This window comes from Nocardia sp. NPDC052316 (assembly GCF_044547795.1).
In the GTDB taxonomy this organism is placed as follows: Bacteria; Actinomycetota; Actinomycetes; order Mycobacteriales; family Mycobacteriaceae; genus Nocardia.
In genome coordinates, this window is sequence record NZ_JBIUBB010000002.1 from 1,180,352 (window position 1) to 1,200,517 (window position 20,166).

The 20,166-nt window shown below is 63.4% G+C and carries 15 protein-coding genes and 1 pseudogene; 4 read left to right on the forward strand and 12 right to left on the reverse strand.

All coding sequences use genetic code 11. The features are described from left to right. Window positions 1–14: 14 nt before the first annotated feature. Window positions 15–833, forward strand: a complete 819-nt coding sequence (locus tag ACIHA7_RS12200) for an AraC family transcriptional regulator (protein WP_397288478.1) — start codon at window positions 15–17, stop codon at window positions 831–833. A 5-nt stretch (window positions 834–838) separates the two neighbouring features. Here the strand turns inward: ACIHA7_RS12200 and ACIHA7_RS12205 are convergent, their stop codons facing one another. The 3 genes from ACIHA7_RS12205 to ACIHA7_RS12215 all read right to left on the reverse strand — a co-directional run bounded on the left by ACIHA7_RS12205 (window position 839) and on the right by ACIHA7_RS12215 (window position 4,011). Beyond that, window positions 839–2,254, reverse strand: coding sequence for a class I adenylate-forming enzyme family protein (locus ACIHA7_RS12205; RefSeq protein ID WP_397288480.1), 1,416 nt, complete (start codon window positions 2,252–2,254; stop codon window positions 839–841). A gap of 86 nt (window positions 2,255–2,340) precedes the next feature. After that, complete coding sequence (locus ACIHA7_RS12210) at window positions 2,341–2,928, reverse strand: NAD(P)H-dependent oxidoreductase (RefSeq protein WP_397288482.1); 588 nt, start codon at window positions 2,926–2,928, stop codon at window positions 2,341–2,343. Between the two features lie 150 nt (window positions 2,929–3,078). Beyond that, window positions 3,079–4,011 carry an NADP-dependent oxidoreductase gene (locus ACIHA7_RS12215; protein ID WP_397288484.1) on the reverse strand — a complete coding sequence of 311 codons (933 nt, stop codon included), beginning with the start codon at window positions 4,009–4,011 and terminating at the stop codon, window positions 3,079–3,081. Window positions 4,012–4,711: 700 nt separating this feature from the next. Between ACIHA7_RS12215 and ACIHA7_RS12220 the strand changes: the two genes are divergently transcribed. Next, window positions 4,712–5,293, forward strand: a complete 582-nt coding sequence (locus ACIHA7_RS12220; protein WP_397288486.1) for a nuclear transport factor 2 family protein — start codon at window positions 4,712–4,714, stop codon at window positions 5,291–5,293. A gap of 349 nt (window positions 5,294–5,642) precedes the next feature. Here the strand turns inward: ACIHA7_RS12220 and ACIHA7_RS12225 are convergent, their stop codons facing one another. Then, a complete protein-coding gene (locus ACIHA7_RS12225; RefSeq protein WP_397288488.1) occupies window positions 5,643–5,876 on the reverse strand; it encodes a hypothetical protein in 234 nt (77 codons plus the stop codon). Between the two features lie 551 nt (window positions 5,877–6,427). Then, the gene (locus ACIHA7_RS12230) at window positions 6,428–7,477 is read right to left on the reverse strand and encodes a hypothetical protein (RefSeq protein ID WP_397288490.1); all 1,050 of its coding nucleotides are present in this window, start codon (window positions 7,475–7,477) and stop codon (window positions 6,428–6,430) included. Window positions 7,478–8,658: 1,181 nt separating this feature from the next. On the opposite strand from ACIHA7_RS12230, the gene ACIHA7_RS12235 reads away from it, so the two are divergent. After that, window positions 8,659–9,732 (forward strand): Rieske 2Fe-2S domain-containing protein, encoded by a 1,074-nt coding sequence (locus ACIHA7_RS12235; protein WP_397288492.1) that lies wholly within the window; start codon window positions 8,659–8,661, stop codon window positions 9,730–9,732. Window positions 9,733–9,865: 133 nt separating this feature from the next. Here the strand turns inward: ACIHA7_RS12235 and ACIHA7_RS12240 are convergent, their stop codons facing one another. From ACIHA7_RS12240 to ACIHA7_RS12250, 3 genes and pseudogenes are all read right to left on the reverse strand, one after another. Then, entirely contained in the window at window positions 9,866–10,417 is a 552-nt protein-coding gene (locus ACIHA7_RS12240) for a hypothetical protein (RefSeq protein ID WP_397288494.1), read from the reverse strand. Beyond that, the gene (locus ACIHA7_RS12245; RefSeq protein ID WP_397288496.1) at window positions 10,374–10,931 is read right to left on the reverse strand and encodes a hypothetical protein; all 558 of its coding nucleotides are present in this window, start codon (window positions 10,929–10,931) and stop codon (window positions 10,374–10,376) included. Before ACIHA7_RS12245 ends, ACIHA7_RS12240 begins: the two co-directional genes overlap by 44 nt. 31 nt (window positions 10,932–10,962) lie before the next feature. After that, a pseudogene (locus ACIHA7_RS12250) lies at window positions 10,963–11,052 on the reverse strand (hypothetical protein); the annotation flags it as partial. Between the two features lie 718 nt (window positions 11,053–11,770). Between ACIHA7_RS12250 and ACIHA7_RS12255 the strand changes: the two are divergent. Then, window positions 11,771–12,802, forward strand: a complete 1,032-nt coding sequence (locus tag ACIHA7_RS12255; protein ID WP_397288498.1) for a polyprenyl synthetase family protein — start codon at window positions 11,771–11,773, stop codon at window positions 12,800–12,802. A gap of 570 nt (window positions 12,803–13,372) precedes the next feature. Here ACIHA7_RS12255 and ACIHA7_RS12260 read toward each other — a convergent pair. The 4 genes from ACIHA7_RS12260 to ACIHA7_RS12275 all read right to left on the reverse strand — a co-directional run bounded on the left by ACIHA7_RS12260 (window position 13,373) and on the right by ACIHA7_RS12275 (window position 20,025). After that, a complete protein-coding gene (locus tag ACIHA7_RS12260) occupies window positions 13,373–14,536 on the reverse strand; it encodes a helix-turn-helix domain-containing protein (RefSeq protein ID WP_397288500.1) in 1,164 nt (387 codons plus the stop codon). A 989-nt stretch (window positions 14,537–15,525) separates the two neighbouring features. After that, window positions 15,526–16,116: a hypothetical protein gene (locus tag ACIHA7_RS12265; RefSeq protein ID WP_397288502.1), complete on the reverse strand. Its 591-nt coding sequence runs from the start codon at window positions 16,114–16,116 to the stop codon at window positions 15,526–15,528. Window positions 16,117–16,573: 457 nt separating this feature from the next. After that, window positions 16,574–17,521, reverse strand: a complete 948-nt coding sequence (locus ACIHA7_RS12270; RefSeq protein ID WP_397288504.1) for a helix-turn-helix transcriptional regulator — start codon at window positions 17,519–17,521, stop codon at window positions 16,574–16,576. Window positions 17,522–17,847: 326 nt separating this feature from the next. Further along, window positions 17,848–20,025, reverse strand: a complete 2,178-nt coding sequence (locus ACIHA7_RS12275) for a malate synthase G (RefSeq protein ID WP_397288506.1) — start codon at window positions 20,023–20,025, stop codon at window positions 17,848–17,850. Window positions 20,026–20,166: the final 141 nt, after the last annotated feature.

Here is a 20,166-nt window from a genome sequence, read left to right on the forward strand (position 1 = left end):
GGATCCCTGCACCCGTGGACATCGAGGTCCTCACAATCGCCGCACTTCGTGACAGGACCCCTCCAGGAAATTTTTCCATCCCCTCCATCGTCGGATTCGACGTACTGATGCGGATCGAGCACGGCCGCGCCGAGAACATGCTGGATTTCAACGAATACGTACTCGAAGTCGGCGACATTTGCTGGGTACATCCCGGACAAGTCCATCGATGGGGAAACGTCAACGATATCGAGGGAACCATGGTTCTCTGCGACCCAGGCGCCATGGACGAGCGAACCAAGAAGATCATCGACACCACCACAGCCACCACACACAACTTCTGGCCAGCGCTCGGAAAATCCGAGCAGGCGGCCGGGCGGATCCTCGACTTATTGCGCGCCACCGAATGCGAAGCAAACCAAGTCGAGCCGCGGGCTCAGGCTGCGGCAAGGACGCATCTGGTCGCCACCCTGATGCTCCTACTCGCAGGTTCAACGCCCGCCGGAGCCCCGGCGACTCGACCCGAAGACGAAGTATTCCGCTGGTTTCGTATCGAGGTCGACAAGCAGTTCGCTACCGAGCATTCGGTCAACGGCTACGCCGCCAAACTCGGTTACTCCCCCAGGACGCTCAACCGCGTCAGCCGATCCAACGCAGGTCTCTCGGCCAAACAATTCATCGACCAACGCGTCATCCTCGAAGCCAAACGGCTACTCACCCATGGCGACCTGCCGATCCACCGCATCGCCGACATCCTCGGCTTCAGCGACGTAGCCAATTTCAACAAATACTTCCTTCAACGCGCGGGCGTTACCCCGGCCGCGTTCCGGCACAGCATTCTCCATCTGAACTGATCGCGTCAGGCCTTTCGCATGGCTGATAGATCAGGTTTGCCCTGCTCGGTCAACGGGATGTGGTCGACGACAACGACGGTGACGGTCACCCCGAGGCCGGTTTGCAACTCGGTCATCAATGCGCCGGGATCAAGCTCGGCGCCGGGCTGAGCAACCACGAGCGCGCGGAACTGGTTGGTATCGGCGAAGACTGAGGCCAGACGCACGCCGGGCTGCTGGTAGAGTAGGTCTTCGACCTGGGGTGGAAAGACGTTGTCGACGATGTCGGCGCGACGACCCAGAATATGTAAATCGCCGTGGTCGTCGACGAATCCGACGTCACCGGTGCTGATCCAGCCGTCGGCAATGGCGGCGTCGAGGTCGGGCCGACCCCAATAACCGCTGGCGATATAGGGACCGGTGACCGCGATATCGCAGGGCTCACCGGGAGCGCCCGGGGAACCGTCGGGGCCAGTGAACCGCACCCGAGTCTCAGGCAGTATCGGGCCTGCGGTGTCGAGCCGATCGGCGGTGTACTGGTCGGGATCGAGCACGGAGGCCAGGCCGATTTCGCTACTGCCGTAACCGTGACAGAGGACCGGACCCAGTAGCCGCAGGGCTGTTCTGCGGGCTGCGGGAGGCGCGGCAGCACCGAGGTGCAGCAGCCTGCGCAGGCTCGATACGTCATAGCGGGACAGCTCCGGATGGGTAGCCAAGGCGAACAGCTGCGGCTCGACCAGGAACAGATTGGTGATGCGGTGCCGTTCTATCGCGGCGAGCACGAGGCCGGGGTCGAACTCCGGGGACGACTCCAGCAGGACAACCAGGCCCTCCGCGGTCAGCGCGGCGTCGACCAGGTTTTGGGCCAGGTAGGCCAGTGGCGTCACAACGAGCAGCCGTGGGCGTGGATCGCTGATCGCAGCGGCGAAGGTTTTCTGGACGGTGTGGGTGTGGCAGGTCGCTTTCGGATGGCCAGTGGTTCCGCCGCTGAGCGTCAGGTAGGACACGTCGTCACCGGAGGCCGGGCAACGGATCGGGGTAGCAGGCATGTCACCCGCCATGGCCAGTAGATCGACGCATCCGGCAGACTCACCGAGGGTGTAAGCGCCGGTTATGGGCGAACTCGGCTCGGTCACAAGGACATCGGGCGCCAACTTGGTAATCAGCTCATCATTCGAATGGGCTGGCACGATCATGGCACACCCACCGCTGAGCTGGGTCGCCAACCGCAGCGCAATGACCTCGGGGCTGTTCTGCGCGCGCACCACCACGAGCCGACCGCCGCTGACCCCGATCTCCCGCAACGCCGCAGCCATGCGATAGACCAGATCAACCAGGTCGGCCCCCGTCACGTGCCGCTCGCCATGGATCATGGCAACATCGTCTCGACGCCTGGCACATGAGTCGATCACTTGCTCAACCATCAATGTTGCCGTGTCCATCGATCACTCCTGTCCAAGCCTGGTCTACTGATCTATTGCGGCGACCGCTCATCGGAATAGCGGAAGCAACACCCATTGATCTCCGGTCAGACCGTACGGTCTCGTAGATCGGCGCTCAGGGAATAACTCGCCGTGGCGAGATGCCGCACAGTAGCAGTTAATTCATTCCGCACTTCGGCGTCCTCCCACGGTCGCTGGACGGCGAATCGCTGCGCGATGCGGCCGAAGTGTAGTCCCGCCTCTTCGACGACATGACCGCCTGCGATACCGACCGCTCTGACCGCGTCCTGGTAGGCCCATTGGCCCGCGTGCGCACTGATCGACGCGCTGACTATGGCTACCGGCTTGCCTTGGATAGCGCTGGTACCGTACGGCCGGGAAATCCAGTCGATGGCGTTGCGCAGGACCGCGGGTGCCCCGCCGTTGTATTCCGGGGTGAAAAGCAAGAGACCGTCGGAACCAGCGACAGCGGCACGAAGCTCTCGAGCCGGCGCACGGTCCGCCAGGCATGGCACATCGAGATCCTCATCGTAGAAGGGCACGCGGCGCAGGGCTTCGTAAATGCGCACCTGAATACCGTCGGGGGCGACCTGTACGGCGGTCTCGGCCAGCTGATGATTGAACGAGGCGGCCCGCAGACTTCCCACAAGCGCGAGAATCTGATATCCAGCCACGATTGTTCTCCTTCCAGCCAGGATCGAAATGCCCGAGTACGGAGGACGTCTCCTTCAATTCCGCCGGCAATAGAGCGGGCGCGGCGTAGACGCTGGCCCCCGTTCAGGGACATCCTGGATCGAATTCCTTGTGTTCCAGCAGCCGCGCGGCTATGGCAGGATCACCAACTTGCCTCGGGTGTGTCCGGCACGGCTGACGTCGAGCGCCTCGCCCACCTCGTCCAGCGAAAAGGTTTGGGCCACTTCGACTGTCAGCACTCCCTGCTCGGCCAAAGTGCCCAGCTCCGCGAGCTTCGCGCCACTGGGGCGCACCGAAAGCAGATGCCCGCCATGCTCTTCGACCGCCGGGTCCGCCGAAGACACATGCCGTCCACCCGGTGCGAGCACCGCGAGCGTGGTGGCCAACTGATCGCCGACCAAGTCGGCCACTGCGGTCACCCCGCCCGAAGCGAGCGCGAGAATCCGCTGGTGCTGACCCTCTCCGTAGGCGACCGGTTCGACACCGAGCGAGCGCAGATAGTCGTGGTTGCGCTCGGCGGCGGTGCCGATCACGCGAGCGCCCCGATATCGGGCGATCCGCACGACCATGCCACCGACACCGCCAGCCGCGTTGTACACCACCAGCGTGTCTGCCGAGCCGATCTGCAACCGGTCCAGCACCCGCAACGCGGTCAGTCCGGCCACCGGTAGCCCACCGGCCTGCGCCCAGTCCAGCACCTTCGGTTTACGCGCGACCGACTCGGCCGATACCGCCACATATTCGGCGAAGGTGCCCGCGTGCTCGACATCCTTGCGAACAAGGGCCATCACCTCATCGCCGACGGCGAACTCCGGGGTATCGATACCCAGCGCCACCACCTCTCCGGCGACGTCCCAGCCGGGGATCACCGGAAAGACCGCCATGGTCACCGAGTCGAGGTAGCCCGCCAGCACCTTCCAGTCGATCGGGTTCACACCGGCGGCACGCACCTTGATCAGTACCTGACCGGTACCGAGGCGTGGGACGGGCACCTCACCCACCTTCAACGTGGAATTGTCCGGGGCATAGGCATCGTAGACAGCGGCGCGCATCGACTCAGTCATGCTCATCCTTTCTATCGCACAATGGAATTCACGAGCCGGACGTGACGGAATCCGGTTCTATCCGACTAGCGAAGAACGGCGATATTTCCAATAGAGCCACAGCCTCTCCCCGCCGACGGGGCGGAGACATCGACAAGGTGAATCCTGCCGGGCCGTTGAGGTCAACCTATGCGATCGCGGCCGATACAACATGGTGTAAAGCCGACGGATCGAGGTCAAAATGAGCCAGCGGCATACACACCAATCATGCTCATGTCCCGCCGCCTCGCCCGCAGTCGGAAATGGGCAGTCCCGGAGCAGGTATCGACTGCGCATCGTCCGGTACACGGGCGGCCAGCGCTACTGCTCTTTTGACTGCGAACGTGATCCACACGTCGCCCCTGGCTGAACTCCACGGTGAAGCCGTCCGAATCCCGCACCTGCATCTGGCGCTCTCACGGCAGATTTTCGGTCGGCGCACCGGCAGCCCACTGGACTTCGATCCCGGCGGAACACATTAGGAATGTGGATGTGATCCTGCCGTGGCCGCATGGCGGTTTGCGCGCCGCACGACGAAATTTGGTTCGCTCCGATTGCGCTTTTAGTCCCACTTTCACCTCGATTCGTCGGCTTTACACCAAGTCAGGCAATTGATGATTACTTAGATTGACTACAGCAGTCCCTGGAACGTCGATGCACCGCAGTCAAGGAGGTAAGACCGATGACGGAAACGATAAAAGATGTCGAGCGCACCAACGGCAGTGCAGTCCCTGAGACCGGAGCCCCGATGGGCTGGGCCACCGCCGCGGGGGTGGTCGCGCTGCCACCGGCCGTGGTCGGCGAGCCCCGTGACGCGCTGGACCGGCTGATGATCGCCGATCGGATCGCCCGCTACGGGTGGGCCTTCGACGAAGGCGACCGTGAGGCACTCGCCGATTGTTTGACCAGCGATGTCGTCTACGGATGTGTCTACGCCGGACAGTTCCGCGGCGGAAAAGAGCTGCCCTCGATCCAGGGCGTGTCCGCGGTTGTGGACGGACTGACGAGCGTGTGGCCGACGTTCCCCCGCCAACCACGCCACATCTACACCAACGTGGTGGTGGGCGACCTGGCCGATGACCGGGCCATCGCCTACGCCTACATGCCGTCGATCATCGCCGACGACACCGCGCCCCTGCTCGCCCACTGCGAGTTCCTCCGGTTCGGCTTCCAGCGAACCAGCGACGGCCTCTGGCGCATCTCGAACCTCATGTACGGCATGGATGTCGACACCCTGGTGCTCCCGCCCGGGCTCGAACTGTAACCGTCCCGGACGACCATCAGCGGAGGCGCCCGATCCGGGTTGACACAGATCGGGCGCCTTCGGACCAGTGCGGAAGCCTGGCCATAGCCGCCTCAGGTCCTCCCCGTCGGACACCATCGGAGTAATCACCCGCTACGCCCGCGCGGGCGGCTCGCAGCAGTGGCGGCAACCTGAGCCAACTCCTCGGCAGCAGCGGAGGTCACCTCGAGGACAGGATTCGCTCCTTCGACTCTGCCGCCGCAACCAGACCCGACAAGTCCAATCCGAACAAGAAGCCGCTGCCGCACAACTCATCGCGATCGAAGCTTCGGCCAAAGCACGTCCCACATTGAACAGCAAACGAGATTCGTCAACTCGTCAAGTCCTTCGGTGGACTGATGAAGATTCCGCGAGCCACCGTTCCCGCAGACAAGCTCGAGGTCTCAAGCGCACCGGCGGTCGGCGCCGCGTCGACCAGCCGATCCAATTCTGGTGTGCTCACTTCGAGTTCACGCAGCAGTGCGTGAAATTCGGTCATCCGTGTGCCCAGCGCCCGTGCATCTCTGGCCGTGAGATCGCGTAGTGCGAGCTCAACGATGTTCACCGGACTATCGAGGCGTGCGCGTGCGGCGTTTGGATCCCAACGTAGCGTTTTTCGCCACCGATTCAACTGCTTTTTCGCGTCGACCCCATCACGCCGGTGTCAGCGAGAACTGCCACCGCGTCGATGGGGTGACCGTGCAGTCCCGGATCGGAACCGGATGGGCCCCGCAGCAGTCACTGTCGCAGCGTCTATGCCGCTGGCGCGGCCGTGCTCTCGCTGCTCGCCGCATCATTGCACCAGTTCGAACAAGAACTCGGGTCCAGAGGTGCGCCGACTGCGTCGGCCACGGCCCGGAACGCCGCTGCCGTACACGCCGCGCTGGCCCCAGACCCCGGGCCGAAGGAATATCACCATAGACCCGCACCTCGACCAATGCACGGCCCAATCCCCACCGCTGCAACGCGGCCGCGACCGCTACAGCTGCGCCAGCCCGGTTAATTTCGGGGGCTTTCGGTGAAGAGAGCATCCGCATTATGCAATATGCGGTTCTCGCGCATCCTGTACTTGGCAGTTTGACAGACTTCTAGATGACGGGACTGCATCTCAGCGGTCTATTTGACTGCCCGGTATCGAGGGGAATGTTGATGCCAGTCCAGGTTTCCGCGGTTCCACGCTTCCATCGCCTCGACGAATCGATCAATGATTGCGCGTTCGCCGGGGAGTGTGTGACGGTAGAAGTCAGACATTTTGAGCGCGCGTGTGGTCTGCTGGCAATGTGTGAGCGTGTCTGCGATCATGCCCTCGACAGTGTGCGCCGCTTCGGTCCACGAACAATTGTTCTTATTGGCTAGAACGTGGACTATATTATCTGTATTTCCTTCGTCCCACTCTTTACGAGCGGAGAACAAGTCGTTGGTGAACATTACGATATCTACCCGACCTTGTCGCAGCGTCATCAGGTATGGATCCTGGTGTGCCTGTGGCGACAGCTCGTAGTCGCTGGTGGCCTCCACCCAGTCCAGGGCGATATCGATCCCTGCAGTGCCGCGGCGCATCTCGAGATACTCGTCGAGCGGAGGGATGCGTTGGGCGGCGTTGTTCGTGGCTTCCTGGAGGAATCCACTGAAAGCGTTCTCCCAGTGAACTTCATGGCGGTGTCTCCAGTGTTCGGTAGTCCGATCGTTGAATTGTAGACAGAGTTCCCGGAAAGTCGCGACCAACGGGATCTCTGCTGTACTCGGTGGCCGGCCGTAAAGGGCCTCGCGGTAGGCGTCCAAGATACGTCTCGCCCATTTGGGTGACGCCTGACCAGGGCCGGGTTTGTCGATCGAGTCATCCCACAGCCAGCTCCAGCATATTGCATTGATGTAGAGATCGAGGTCCTCGCCGGTCGCCACGGGGTGAGTCAGCGCACAAATTAACGGTTGGTCGACAATTCGGTAGGTGGCCTCCGCCGCTGCGGACTTCCATAGGCCGCGTTCAGCGACCCATGCCATGTGCTGAGACCTGCTTCGTTCGATATCTGGGCTGATCCTATAGGGGAACGGCATCGACAGGTCGAAACTCTCAGGCAATACCTGGGAGGGCAATACGAGTTGCGCGGTATCTACAACGGGGCCGTTACCGGTCGCGCTTGGACTCCGAAAATCGTCCGTCGTCATGCGAGGCACCTGCTCTTCTAATCTGTCAGTCATTCGCCGAAGGAGTCGGCGGGACAGTGGGCGCAGCCACTGCCCTTTGGGAATATGGTTTTTAAAGTTCGATTCGGTGATGGACCTGGCGAGGTAGAGGCACCGAGCAGCGATCAATTAATAATCGTGCATCGTCGTGTGTTCAATGATAAATGTGGCCACGATCGCCGGATATACACCACGCGCATGGCGAACATGCGCGCCGAGACCACCGGAGGCATCAACCGATGACAAGCATGCGCGTAACGCCCTGAATCGCGTCACGGGGAACGCCGCCCTTACCTGTGGACTAGTTATCCGGGTGGGTGCGCGGAAGCGACTCAGCGAGTGGAACCGAGGGAACGCAGACCTACCAGGGCAGTGACCTGTCGTGCATAGATCGAGCGACCGACGGCTGCCTGACCGAAACCCGGACTGACTCTGACCAACAATCATGATCAATGCAAGGTCGGTAACAGATCAGCGGAGGCGTGAGTATGCGTCGCGCGTTTGGCCTTCATACACCACATGGGCTTCCGCCAGCCCGCTGGTCGTTCGATGCTGGGGTCAGTGGACGCCCCGGTTCTTCCCCTGTTCAACCCCCAGCGCCACATCGCTACCACTGCAGAAGTGCCGGAAGACCGGCCGCCCGTGACCTATTTCGAGTCCATACCGAGCATCGGGGAAACTTATGGTGGCAATTCCGCTGGCAACCGGTGATTCCGGAATTCCCACACGGTTCGGGCCTGGTCGAAACGACCCCCGGTCGCTCAGGTTCTCGACGAGATGCGACTACTGGTGGAACCGGCCCTCCAGGCGACAATCGATGGTTTGCCAACGGCCTCGGCCCGTGTCGCCCATTACCACATCGATTGGTCGGATACCGACGGCAATCCGACACAATACCGCGGCAAGACGATACGACCGGCGTTGGCGGTGCGATCAGCGCGCGGCCGGCGATGACGCCGCGGACTTAGTTGGGCTAGCCGCTCACCTCGCCGAACGGACTAGTTGACATGGCAATGAAGAGACGTACGGCGGACGCCGATGCCAACGGCTCGACCGGAGTCCCCCATGGCGAGGCCCGGCGGTCGATGCTCACACGCTGGTATCCGTGGAAACCAACACAACATCACCGGCCCGCCCAAATCGAGCGCCGGTCCGCTCGTGACGTGAACACCGCATCCGACCTCGTCAGAAAGAGCAGGTGGGCAGTCATGTCGCCAGCGCGACGCCTTACCGAGTCATGGCGCGAAGCGGGAGTACACGGCGGTCCGCCTCGTTCGCTGCCCGACTGCGACGTGCGGCTGCCGTACCCCAACAGCTGGTACAGCGTCTGCCTGTCCACCGAGTTGCTGCCGGGGCGGTTGGTGCGCCAGCGGCTGGCTGGTGAAGACCTCGTGGTGTATCGGACTCGGTCAGGGCGGGTGTGTGCGGTGCGCCCGTTCTGCCCGCATCTAGGGACACACCTGGGTTACGGCGGGCGGGTGGACGGTGAGGATATCGTCTGCCCGTTCCACCATTTCGCTTATGACCCGTCGGGTGCGTGCGTGCGTACTGGCTACGGCACCGCGCCGCCGACGGCGCTGTCCCTGACACTTGTGCCGGTGCGTGAGGTGGACGGCATCGTTGTAGTGTGGTATCACGCGCAGAACGAACTGCCGGACTGGACAATCCCGGACGCGCTCCCGCCCGACCTCCGCCCTACAGTTGTCCGAACGGATATACTTGTCGACCATCCCCAGGAGTTCATGGAAAACGCATTCGACATTGGGCATTTCCAGCCCGTCCATCATGCCGAAGTGGCATACTCCGAGTTTGATTTCAACAATCAATTCTGCAATATATCGATTGGGTTTCAAGGTCGAGGAATAACATTCTCTACGATAGCGCCAGTACATTTGAAGGCGACGGTCTACGGCCTGGGAATTGTTGCGGTCAAAGCTGAGATCCCAGCGTTTCGTACTGTGTTCCGATTTTGGGGTATGTCTACCCCGGTAGACCCATTTCATATCGAAATCAGGTGGGCGCTGCGGTTTGAAAGGCTGTTCGGGTTTCGTGCGCGCATCTCGTTGCGATGGCTCGAACGAATCATTCTCCATATGCTCCGCTCGGATGCCAAGCGCGATTATCCCATCTGGCAGAACAAGAGGTATCTGGCGCGACCGCGCCTCGCTAAGGGGGATGGCCCGATCATGAAATACCGTCGATGGGCGCGACAATTCTACAGCATCGAACAGGAATGACATGCCTTCCTCGGCATCGAAGGGGGAAACTCGGCAGCAGGCGGTCTACGGCGACGAGTGCCGCGCGGACTGGCCGGGCTCGAGGCCGGCGTATTCACCGGCGAGGAACAGCTTGCCCGGGCCCGCCGAGTGATCATCGAGCGATCACCCCGATCACCGCCACGCCGGGACTCGAATGAGCGATCCGGACCGCGAGCAATTCCTCGACTTCGCGCAGCGCCGCCACCACTCGTTGCTCGTACCCTCTGGCGCAGCCGGACCGCGACGTTCGGTCCGGCATCGATGGTGCTGTATGCGGGGATTCCGGTAGCTCGCAGTCGCTCGATATGGTCGAGCACACGCCGCGAGACCGGCGACAGGTAGCGGATCGAGGGTCGCGCGGCCAGCAGCGCACCGCATGTAGACCGAGCGCGTCGTGTTCGGCGATCTGCCCGGCCCGCACCAGATCTCGCAGCGCGATCGCCTCACGCATCGCGATCAGATGCGGTCGCGTGGCGCACGCCCACGGCAGATACGAGGGCGAGGTTGTCATCGACTGCCGCATCGCGGTACGACTGGACACCTGCTTGGGTCCGGCATCGACGATCGCGTTCACCAGCGCGGCATCCGGCCCGCTCGGCAACGGTTCGCCATAGCCGCTGTCATCGTCCGCAACACCGAAACCGGTTCCGGCATGCCGGATCACGAAACCGCCGTAGACCGGCACGCAGATCCCGATCCGCGCCGCGCCAGCGCCCGCGTGTCCCAAGCAGTCCATAGGCGGCCGACGCTGCCGCGGCGAGGGCCGCGAAGCCGCTGGCCGAGGACGCCAACTCGGCGCCGGTCGGGACGGTGTTGGTGTTGTCCACCCGCGCACGCTCCGGACGTCCGGCCAGCGCCCGCACCGCGTCGAGGAAACCTTCGACCAGGATCCGGGTGTGCGGCTGCGCGGGGCGAACGTTGAGCACGATGTGATCGGTGGTGGCCCGTGGTAGCAGTGTCACTCGGGTGGTCGTCGGGAAAATATCGAGTGTCATCGACAGGTTGCCGGTTACTGGCAGGATCAGCGGGTCGTCGCGTTTGCCCCAGTACTTGACCAACGCCGTGTCGGGGTACGCGACCGCCGTGGCCGAGCAGATACGGATGGCAGCGGGTGTCGCTGCGCGAGTGGCGGTTTCGGTGATTCTCGGTGGGCCGGGTGAGTGCGAGCATACATCCACCGAGCCCGCCCCCTGTGAGTTTGGCCCCCAAGCGCACCGCGGCGTGCGCGGCTGCCACCAGTCGATCCAATGCGGTTGTACTGACTCCGAACTCACCCGACAAGGCATGGAAGTGACTCATCCGCGCACCCAGCGCGCGGGCGTCTCCAGTTGGAAGTCGGCCAGCGCGCAATCGATGATGTGCAGTGCGCTGTCGAGTAGGGCTCTCGCCCGCAACGGATCTCGATGCAGCATCGCCTCGACCGACCGGACTGCCTGACGGGTCGAGCCTGGCCAGCCCGTGTCGGCGAGAACCGAAATCGCACGTCGATGAGTCCGCCGATGTCGGTTCGTCGGACAGCCCGGCCGTCGAATGGCAACGCACCCGACGACCAGCGCGCGGTCGCCGTCACCGGCACCGGAATCGCCACGGCAGACGAGCCGTAGACGACAGTGTTCTCTCCGATCAAATTCGCTTTGCCTCTCGCGCTGCCGATGCCGCTCCTGCCCTCGACTTCGGTTGACGCGGTGGTGTTCTCGCCGGTCGTCGCACTCCCGAGGGTCGAGCTGCCACCGAATTCCATGCCGATCACCTCCGTGGCTTCGTACGGGTCATCGAAGTCAACACCGCGAACTTCGTCGCGACGGAGGAGGTACTCGCACGAATGCCGGGCATTCCTGCGGCGCATACGGATCGATGACCGAATGTGCACCGGGGACATGTCCGACACGGGTATGCATGCACGACATCGTGGCCATGCGGGGGCAATGACGTTCAACCGCAACCCTATTCACCGATCCTGGGGGGAGACTCTCGATTCGGTGGCCGATGCGCAGCAATGCGAGAAAGGACGGGCCCCATGACCGACACGTTGAGCGTGACGTTCTCCGGTCGCGGCGCTGCGTTGTTGTCCCAGGCGCGTCGATTCTGCGAGCCTGGTCTACGCGAGGCCGTCACAGCACTGCCCGATCCGATCGACCGAATGGCCAACTACCACTTCGGCTGGTGCGACCGGTCGGGCAAACCGACGCGGTCGGGATGGGGCAAAGGTCTACGCGCCGCACTGGTATTCGGGGCGGCCAAGGCGTGCGCGGCCGATCCCGCAAATGTCGCCGCGGCCGCCGTCGCGGTGGAGTTGATGCACAACTTCACCCTCGTCCACGACGACGTCATGGATTGTGACCGGTTACGTCGAGGGCGGACGACGGTGTGGGCCGTGTGGGGAACAGCGCAGGCGATCTGTCTCGGCGACGCGCTACATGCGCTCGCGGTGCGGGTTCTCGCCACCACGTTTCCGGGCCGCCTCGGCAGCGAGGCAGTGGCGCGGTTGGAGTCTGCGGCAGTGGAATTGTGCCGAGGTCAGATGCAGGACTGCGCATTCGAGACCCGGCCGATCGTCGGGATCGAGGACTACCTCACGATGGCCGCGGGCAAAACCGGTGCGCTTTTCGGATGTGCGACGGCCCTGGGCGCTCTGTGTGCGGGTGCGGACTCGTCGACGACCGCCGGGCTCGCGAGCTTCGGCCGCGAACTCGGTTTGGCGTTCCAACTCGTCGACGACGTCCTGGGAATCTGGGGTGATCCGGCAACGACCGGTAAACCCGCCGGTGGCGACCTGATACGGCGCAAGCAGTCATATCCCGTCGTCGCGGCTCTGGCATCGGAAACGCCTGCGGCAGAAGAGCTGTCACAGTTGTACCGGTCGAGAAGACCGATCACCCAGACCGAGGCAACACATGCCGCCACCCTGGTACAAGCCGCAGGAGGCCGTCGATCGGCCGCCCGCCAAGTCGAGCAACGAATTACGGCCGCGATCACCGCACTGCCCCACCCCATGACCGCGCGGGACCTGATCGACTTGGCCCACCTTGTCGGCCATAGAGATCGCTGAGGCAATCCGAAGAACCTGGATCGAGATTCACAGACTAGAAAGTCGAGTACCTATGACACAAACCCAAATCGATACCCGCTACCCAGGGGGTGCTGCTGGTACCGTGCCACGAGCAAATATCTCCACCCGAGACTCATCGCCTGTGTCTCCGGATGGGGCCGATCTCGTTGATAGTGTTGTTCATTGGATTCGTGCCCTTGGCGGGCTCGTGCCGAATCCTGGCCGCGACTGGTCGGCTGAGCGACCTGTGCGATGGCTTTTCCGGCCACCATGTCGAATTCTAGCTCGGATGCATCTTCACGATCGTGTCCGCAGCGCTCTTCTGCGTCGTGGGCAGCTGCATACACGATCTGGATGCGGTATACCGAGGAAGTATGCGCCGACTGGTTCTCGGTAGAGGTGATGGTCCTTTTCGAGCGCGGGGCAAAGGTTTCCTTGTGGGGCATACTTTTATGGAGCACCGGCGGGCGGCACCAATGCTGCGCATTGCCTACGCGGGTTGGTTGTTCAGCGACCTACGTGATCATCATCGTTCTCGGAATCGTGAACTATTGAACCGAAACCGTTCAGCTATGCGAGAGTATTCCGCAGGATGATCCGCAGGTGCGCGGCGTGGTCGTGTGCGCCGCTGGCGTGCAGTTCCCGCATAACCCGGTACAGCTCGAGTTCGGTTCGAGTCGAGCGTGTCTCCGCGACGATCTGCAGGGCGTGCTGGGCGACGTCGAGAGCTTGGTCGGGTTGTCGGATTCGGGCGAAGGCAAGTGCGAGCAGCGCCAGGCCGCGGCCGAGGTCGCGTCGGTTTTCTTGGTGCCAGCAGGAAAGTTGGGGTTCCAAGGCGAGGATGGCCTGTTCCGGACGGCCGAGTTCGATGAGACAGTGTGCGGCTTCCATGGCGATGTATTCGACCGTGCAGTAGCCGGTGAGGTCGTCGTCGTCATTGTCGTCGGAACGTGCCGCCTGTTCCTTGGCGAGTTCGATGGCGCGCACGGTGTCGGCGCTGTGGCCGAGCCGGGCGTGGCCGTAGGCCAGTTGACGCAGCGCCATCGCTCGTTGGCGCGGGGGGAGATCGGGAGCGGCCTGCAACGCCGCTCGGGCAAGAGTGATGGTGGTGCGCGGGTCGCCGGCATCGGTGGCGAGGTTGCTTTGCCGCATCAGAATGTAGGACAGCAAGCGGTCGTTTCCCGTTTCGCGGGCCACGCGAGCAGCGGTGGAGGTCCATGCGGCGGCTTCGGGAAGGTTCCCGCTGTCTTGGTGCAACCAGCCCAGGAACTCGGCGAATCGGGCATGCATGAGGCGTAGCCGTGGCTGGGCGAGGCCGCGGCTGGTGCGCGCGAGGCGAGCGGCGAACTTCACCTGCTGGGTGACGATCGGCAGCAGCGGCTGTGGACCGGCGACATTGTCTGTGCGCACGTACTCCTTCAGCGTCCCTTGGAGCGAGTCGATCAGCATCGGTTCCAGGGGTGCTGGCGCGAGGACTGCCCCGTTGCGCAACCGCAACGCGTGTGGCGTAGGCGGCGATGCCGGTGCGGGATCGTCTGTGTCGAACCACAGTAGTTCCGCCGGAACGGCCAGCATCCGGGCGTATCGGATGAGCTTGTCCAGATCACGTACTCTGTTGCGGCCGTTCTCGATTCGACTGAGCTGGCCTTGGGTGATGCCGAGCCAGCGAGCCAATTCCGTCTGCGGAACGGGGCGGGGTCCGTGGGCCCGATGATGTCGCCACGCGTGAAGCACGCTGCCGATATCCTTGCTGTGCAAGGCTTTGCGCATATCCTCGGCCCGCCAGTCCGTCGCACGCAGTCGCGGGACCCGCTCCCGTGTCCTGTTGCAGGGGCGGCAGAGTATGCCGCGGTTGTCGCGTGCCAATTCCGCGTCGCATCGTGCGCAGCGTCGTGAACTGTTGTCCGGCGCGCTTCGGGCGAGCTCGGATTGCGCTCGCCCGGCGTCGCGGTTGTCGGGTAACGATATCATGTTCACGGGCAGCCCTGCCGACGTTCTTGCACACGTGGTGAGAGGGTGAAGCGCTTGGCACACAATCGGTTTCGCAACACTGCGACCGTAAGTATCCCTCGATGATAGGCAGGCGCGTCACGATCGCAGTCGGAAATCGTGGCCGCGCATGGGCGATATGCCGCCGGTGCATAATTCGATCGACCGGGCACGTCAGCGGTCTATAGTGCAAAAAGCGGCTCGCTTTTTCGAGCTGGTATCTACAGCCCTGGCAGAGTTGATCGTTTGGGAGTGGTGGCTGTGTGCTCTTTTTTCCTACGACGACGTCGGCCGACGAGGTTCGTTCCATGCGTAAGGCATCCTGTTGGAGCACGCTTTTACCGTTCGGAGTGAGCCGGTAATACCGGCGCGGGCCGCCCGTCCACTATCTCCTCGTGTTCGGTGGCCACCAGCCCGGGCCTCTCCATTCGCTCCGTACAACGTGCTCACCGCAAGCCTGAGCCTGCCATCGGCCGCACGGTCGGTAGCCTTGATGATTCCGTATCCGTGCCGCGCGCACTCCAGTAACGCGGCAAGGATGAAGCACTGCGGTTCGGTCAACGCCTGCGGTCGCTTTCGCACACCAAGAACACACATCGGCGATCGAAGTATGTATATCCGCGCTCGAAGTACGCGGGCCTCGCCAGCCCGCTACATCTGTTCGGCCAACCTGATCGTCCACGCAATCGAAAACCGTTCCGATGCCGGGTGTTCCAACTCCCCGGTCCGCAGAGTTAGTGGAGGTAGCGTGCGGAAATGTTGTGTGTGCGGGCAATCTTTTCCGCGCCGAGTTCCGCCGCGAGTTCCTCAGCGGCGGCGGTCATCTGAGCTATGGGTCCAGCGACCAAGGGGTGCAGTGGGCTGCGCCGCGGTGGGGCCAGTGCGGCACGGATTCGGTCGACGGGCAGCCCGAGCCTATCCAGCGGGATCATCGTCGGGGTGGCTCCGCGGCCACGCCAGTGGAGTTCATCGGGGCAGTCGATATACATCCTGAACAATCTGCCCGGGATGTTGACCCATTGATGACCGGCATGGTCTAGCAGCGAGGTGTTCATTTCCTGCAGGGTCAGCGCGAGCAGCGGAGTCGGTGAGCCCCGAATCTGTTTCGCCGTGCGCCGAAAGCCGGAGGCGCAATTGCGAACGATGTTGACCAGCCCGAAACTCCAAGCGTCGAAGCGTGCCTCGACCGCGCCGCTATCCGGGGTGTGGGTCATGTAGGACGGCGCTGAGGCCTCGCGGACGAACGCGGCGACCGCTTCGGCTCGGTCCTGGGGATCGAGTCGGCCGGTATCGAGAACGACTGCCATCCCGTCTTCCTGGCACAACCCGGTTCCGCGGAGGTCAAGGGTCGTGCACGCACAGCCAATTGTGCAGCGATCGTGCACCGTATGGTGCGTATTGGGTGGATTGACCGCCGTACAGCATTGAGCCGCCGCGCGACGGCAATCCGCCTGCCCGGCCCCCCACTCCGGGCAGACCTTTCGGTCGGCAGCGGCGCTCCGCGCGGCTGGCAACGAAGCCACCAGTGCAGCGCCGCTGCGTTCATGATGGCGCCAGACCGGCGGGATAGCCCCGCCAGCCACCCGCGCGATAACGCTCCGATCGAGCAGCTCCGTCAGCCGGCAGGAAGTCATTCGGCAGATCCCGCAGAAGCATCGGGTCGCCACCTGGCCCGCCGGCTGGTTCAAGATGGTGAAACGGTGATCGACGTGCCACGAATCTGTCGGCACAGGTGCCTGTGTTCAGAAAGCATGACCTGGCGGCCAGCCTCGGCCGACGCGTTTACTGGACCGATTGTCGCCATCGGCTCGGGGAGATGCCGTAAGTGTCGCGGAAGCGCCTGGTGAAATGCGAGGGGTCCTTGAATCCGCATTCGCGGGCGATCGCGGCGATGGTGCGGTGCCGGGTGTCGGGTCGGGCGAGTTCGTCGCGCGCTCGCTCCAGGCGTTGGGTGATGATGTGTTGTTCGAGGCTGAAACCTGTCTGGGCACAGAGTTTGTAGAGGTAGCGTTCGGAAATGTGGTGGGCGCGAGCGATCTGTTCCGGAGACAGGTCGGGGTTGAACAGTTCGCGCTGGACGTAGTCCCGAATCCGCGCGAGCAGGATCTCCCGGGGAAGCATTGCCCCGTCGGTGCTACCGCCGCTGGCCGATATGACCAGTGCGCGGGCCATCTCCGTACACGCGTGGCCCAGTTGTCCTGCTGCCGGGTCCGTCGCGAGTGCGTCGGCCGTGGCGGCCATCTGTGCGATCTGCTGGGCGATCATGGGTTGCAGCGGGCTGTGCTGTGGCCAGGTCACGGCGGCGTGGATCCGGTCGACGGACAGGTTGAGCCGGTCCAGCGGAATAAACATCGAGGTCGCGCCGCCGCCGCCCCAGTCGAGTTGATAGGGGCTGTCGATGTGCATCATGAACAACTTGCCGGGGGTGGTGCGCCACTGGTGGCCGACATGCTCCAGTAGGCAGGTGCTCACCTCCTGCAAGGTGAGTGCCAGCAGCGACGCCGGCGCGATCCGGATCTGTTTCGCGGTGCGGGTCAGCCGGAAGCCGGAGGCTCGATTGCGCACCAGATCGACGGGCCCGAATGTCCAGGCGTCAAAACGCGCACCGATTCTGCCGTCGGACGGTGTAGGTGTCATATAGGACGGCGCGGAAACCTCTTGGATGAACGTGGCGACCGCGTCCTCGCGGTCGCCGGGATCGAGTTGCTCGGTATCCAGAATGAGCACCATATCGCTGTCCCTCCCGAATCCCTCATCGACCAGCCTGCGCAGCCTGGGCTGAGATGTGTGCACGCACAGTCAATTGTGCGGGGCCAGAGCGTCGTACGGTGCCCATCGGGCGAATTCCTCGAGCGATTTGCAAGGTCGGCCCTTAGGTTGGGATCCCGGCAGCGAGGACGTATGTAACTGACCGCCTGTGACCGTTTTGAGCGTACGGACCGGTATTTGAGCTGATCTCCAGTAATGAAGAGGCCCCGCCTCCGGGTGTCTCCGGTGCGGGGCCTCCGAGCAGGAAAGAGCTGCTAGACGCTACTTTTCAGGCACTGAACGGCACGCTATTTGCAGGCCTCCTTGGCCTCCCGCCGCCGCCGATGCAAAATCGGCTCGGTGTACCCGTTGGGCTGCTTGGTGCCTTCCAGGATCAACTCCTTGGCCGCCTGGAAGGCGATGCTGCCTGCGAAGTCCGGCGCGAGTGGCCGGTAGTTCGCGTCGCCGGTGTTCTGCCGATCCACCACCGGTGCCATCCGTTCCAGGCTGGCCACCACCTCGTCGGCGGTGACGATGCCGTGGCGCAGCCAGTTCGCCATGAGCTGGCTCGAAATGCGCAGGGTGGCACGGTCTTCCATGAGGGCGACGTCTTCGATGTCGGGAACCTTGGAGCAGCCGACGCCCTGGTCGATCCAGCGCACCACGTAGCCGAGGATGGACTGGGAGTTGTTGTCGAGTTCCTGCTGCTTCTCCTCGGCGGACCAGTTCGGTGCCGCGGCCAGGGGGATCTCCAGGATCTGGTCGACGTTCGCGCGCGGGCCGCCCTTGATGATTTCCTGCTGCCGCTCGAGCACGTTCACCTGGTGGTAGTGGGTGACGTGCAGGGTGGCGGCGGTGGGCGAGGGCACCCACGCGGTGTTCGCGCCCGCCTTCGGGTGTCCGATCTTCTGCTCGAGCATGTCGTGCATCAGGTCCGGCATCGCCCACATGCCCTTGCCGATCTGTGCCTTGCCGGGCAGTCCGGTGGCCAGGCCGGTGTCGACGTTCCAGTCCTCGTAGGACTTGATCCACTGCTGGGCCTTCATGTCGGCCTTGCGGACCATCGGCCCGGCCTCCATGGAGGTGTGGATCTCGTCGCCGGTGCGGTCGAGGAAGCCGGTGTTGATGAACACGACGCGGTCGGCGGCGGCCTGGATGCAGGCCTTGAGGTTCACCGTGGTGCGGCGCTCCTCGTCCATGATGCCGACCTTGAGGGTGTTGCGCGGCAGGCCGAGCACGTCCTCGATCCGGCCGAACAGTTCGGTGGTGAACGCGACCTCGTCGGGGCCGTGCATCTTCGGCTTCACGATGTAGACCGAGCCGGTGCGGCTGTTCTTCAGCTCGGTGTCGCCGCGCAGCGAGTGGGTGGCGATGAGCGAGGTGACCAGGCCGTCCATGATGCCTTCCGGCACCTCGTTGCCTTCGGCGTCGAGGATCGCATCGCTGGTCATCAGGTGACCCACGTTGCGCACGAACAGCAGCGAACGACCGTGCAGCACAAGGTCACTGCCGTCGAGCGCGGTGTAGACGCGGTCGGGGTTCATGGTGCGGGTGAAGGTCTCGCCGCCCTTGCTGACCTGCTCGCTGAGATCACCCTTCATCAGGCCCAGCCAGTTGCGGTAGCAGAGGACCTTGTCCTCGGCGTCCACCGCGGCCACCGAGTCCTCGAAGTCCATGATCGTGGTGATCGCGGACTCCAGCACCAGGTCCTTGACGCCCGCGGTGTCGGTGCTGCCGATCGGCGACTCGGGATCGATCTGGATCTCGATGTGCAAACCGTTGTGCTTCAACAACACCGCGGTCGGCGCGGCCGGGTCGCCGAGGTAGCCGACGAGCTGCGACGGATCGGCGAGGCCGATCTCGGTGCCGTCTTCCAGGCCGACCTCGAGCTCACCGTCGACGATCTTGTAGGAGGTCGAGCCGACGTGCGAGCCGGTGATCAGGGTCGCGGAGTCGTCGAGGAAGTTGCGGGCCCACTCGATGACCTTGTCGCCGCGAACCTTGTTGTAGCCCTTGCCCTTCTCCGCACCGTTGGCCTCGGAGATGGCGTCGGTGCCGTAGAGCGCGTCGTAGAGCGAGCCCCAGCGGGCGTTGGCGGCGTTGATCGCGAAGCGGGCGTTCATCACCGGCACCACGAGCTGCGGGCCCGCGGTGGCGGCGATCTCGGTATCCACATTCTGGGTGGCGATCTGGAAATCGGCGGGTTCGGGGCGCAGGTAGCCGATTTCGCTCAGGAAGCTCTTGTAAGCAGCCTTGTCGTAGTTCGCGCCGGGGTGCTCGGCGTGCCAGGCGTCGACCTTGCCCTGGATCTCGTCGCGTTCGGCGAGCAGCGCACGATTGCGCGGTGCGAGATCGTTGATGACCTGCTCGGCTCCGGCCCAGAACGCGGCGGAATCTACGCCGGTTCCGGGGAGCGCCTGGTTCTCGATGAACTCGTGGAGAACGCTGGCCACCTGAAGCCCGCCGACCTGAATCCGCTCTGTCATCTACTGCCTCACTTCTGAGAAAGCCGGGTGGGAAAGACGCATCCATGTTACCCGTGGGTAGTGATAACACCCCGTAGCGGGTCGAACGCGGCCTCTCGCCGTTGCAATTTCGGCACGCCGATCGTGAGGGGATCGATCAGT

What these genes read in the sequence shown, in the direction of transcription:
- ACIHA7_RS12205 (WP_397288480.1), bottom strand. Translation starts at nt 2,254, where the DNA reads ATGGACACGGCAACATTGATGGTTGAGCAAGTGATCGACTCATGTGCC.
- ACIHA7_RS12215 (WP_397288484.1), bottom strand. Translation starts at nt 4,011, where the DNA reads ATGACTGAGTCGATGCGCGCCGCTGTCTACGATGCCTATGCCCCGGAC.
- ACIHA7_RS12220 (WP_397288486.1), top strand. Translation starts at nt 4,712, where the DNA reads ATGACGGAAACGATAAAAGATGTCGAGCGCACCAACGGCAGTGCAGTC.
- ACIHA7_RS12230 (WP_397288490.1), bottom strand. Translation starts at nt 7,477, where the DNA reads ATGACGACGGACGATTTTCGGAGTCCAAGCGCGACCGGTAACGGCCCC.
- ACIHA7_RS12255 (WP_397288498.1), top strand. Translation starts at nt 11,771, where the DNA reads ATGACCGACACGTTGAGCGTGACGTTCTCCGGTCGCGGCGCTGCGTTG.
- ACIHA7_RS12270 (WP_397288504.1), bottom strand. Translation starts at nt 17,521, where the DNA reads ATGGTGCTCATTCTGGATACCGAGCAACTCGATCCCGGCGACCGCGAG.
- ACIHA7_RS12275 (WP_397288506.1), bottom strand. Translation starts at nt 20,025, where the DNA reads ATGACAGAGCGGATTCAGGTCGGCGGGCTTCAGGTGGCCAGCGTTCTC.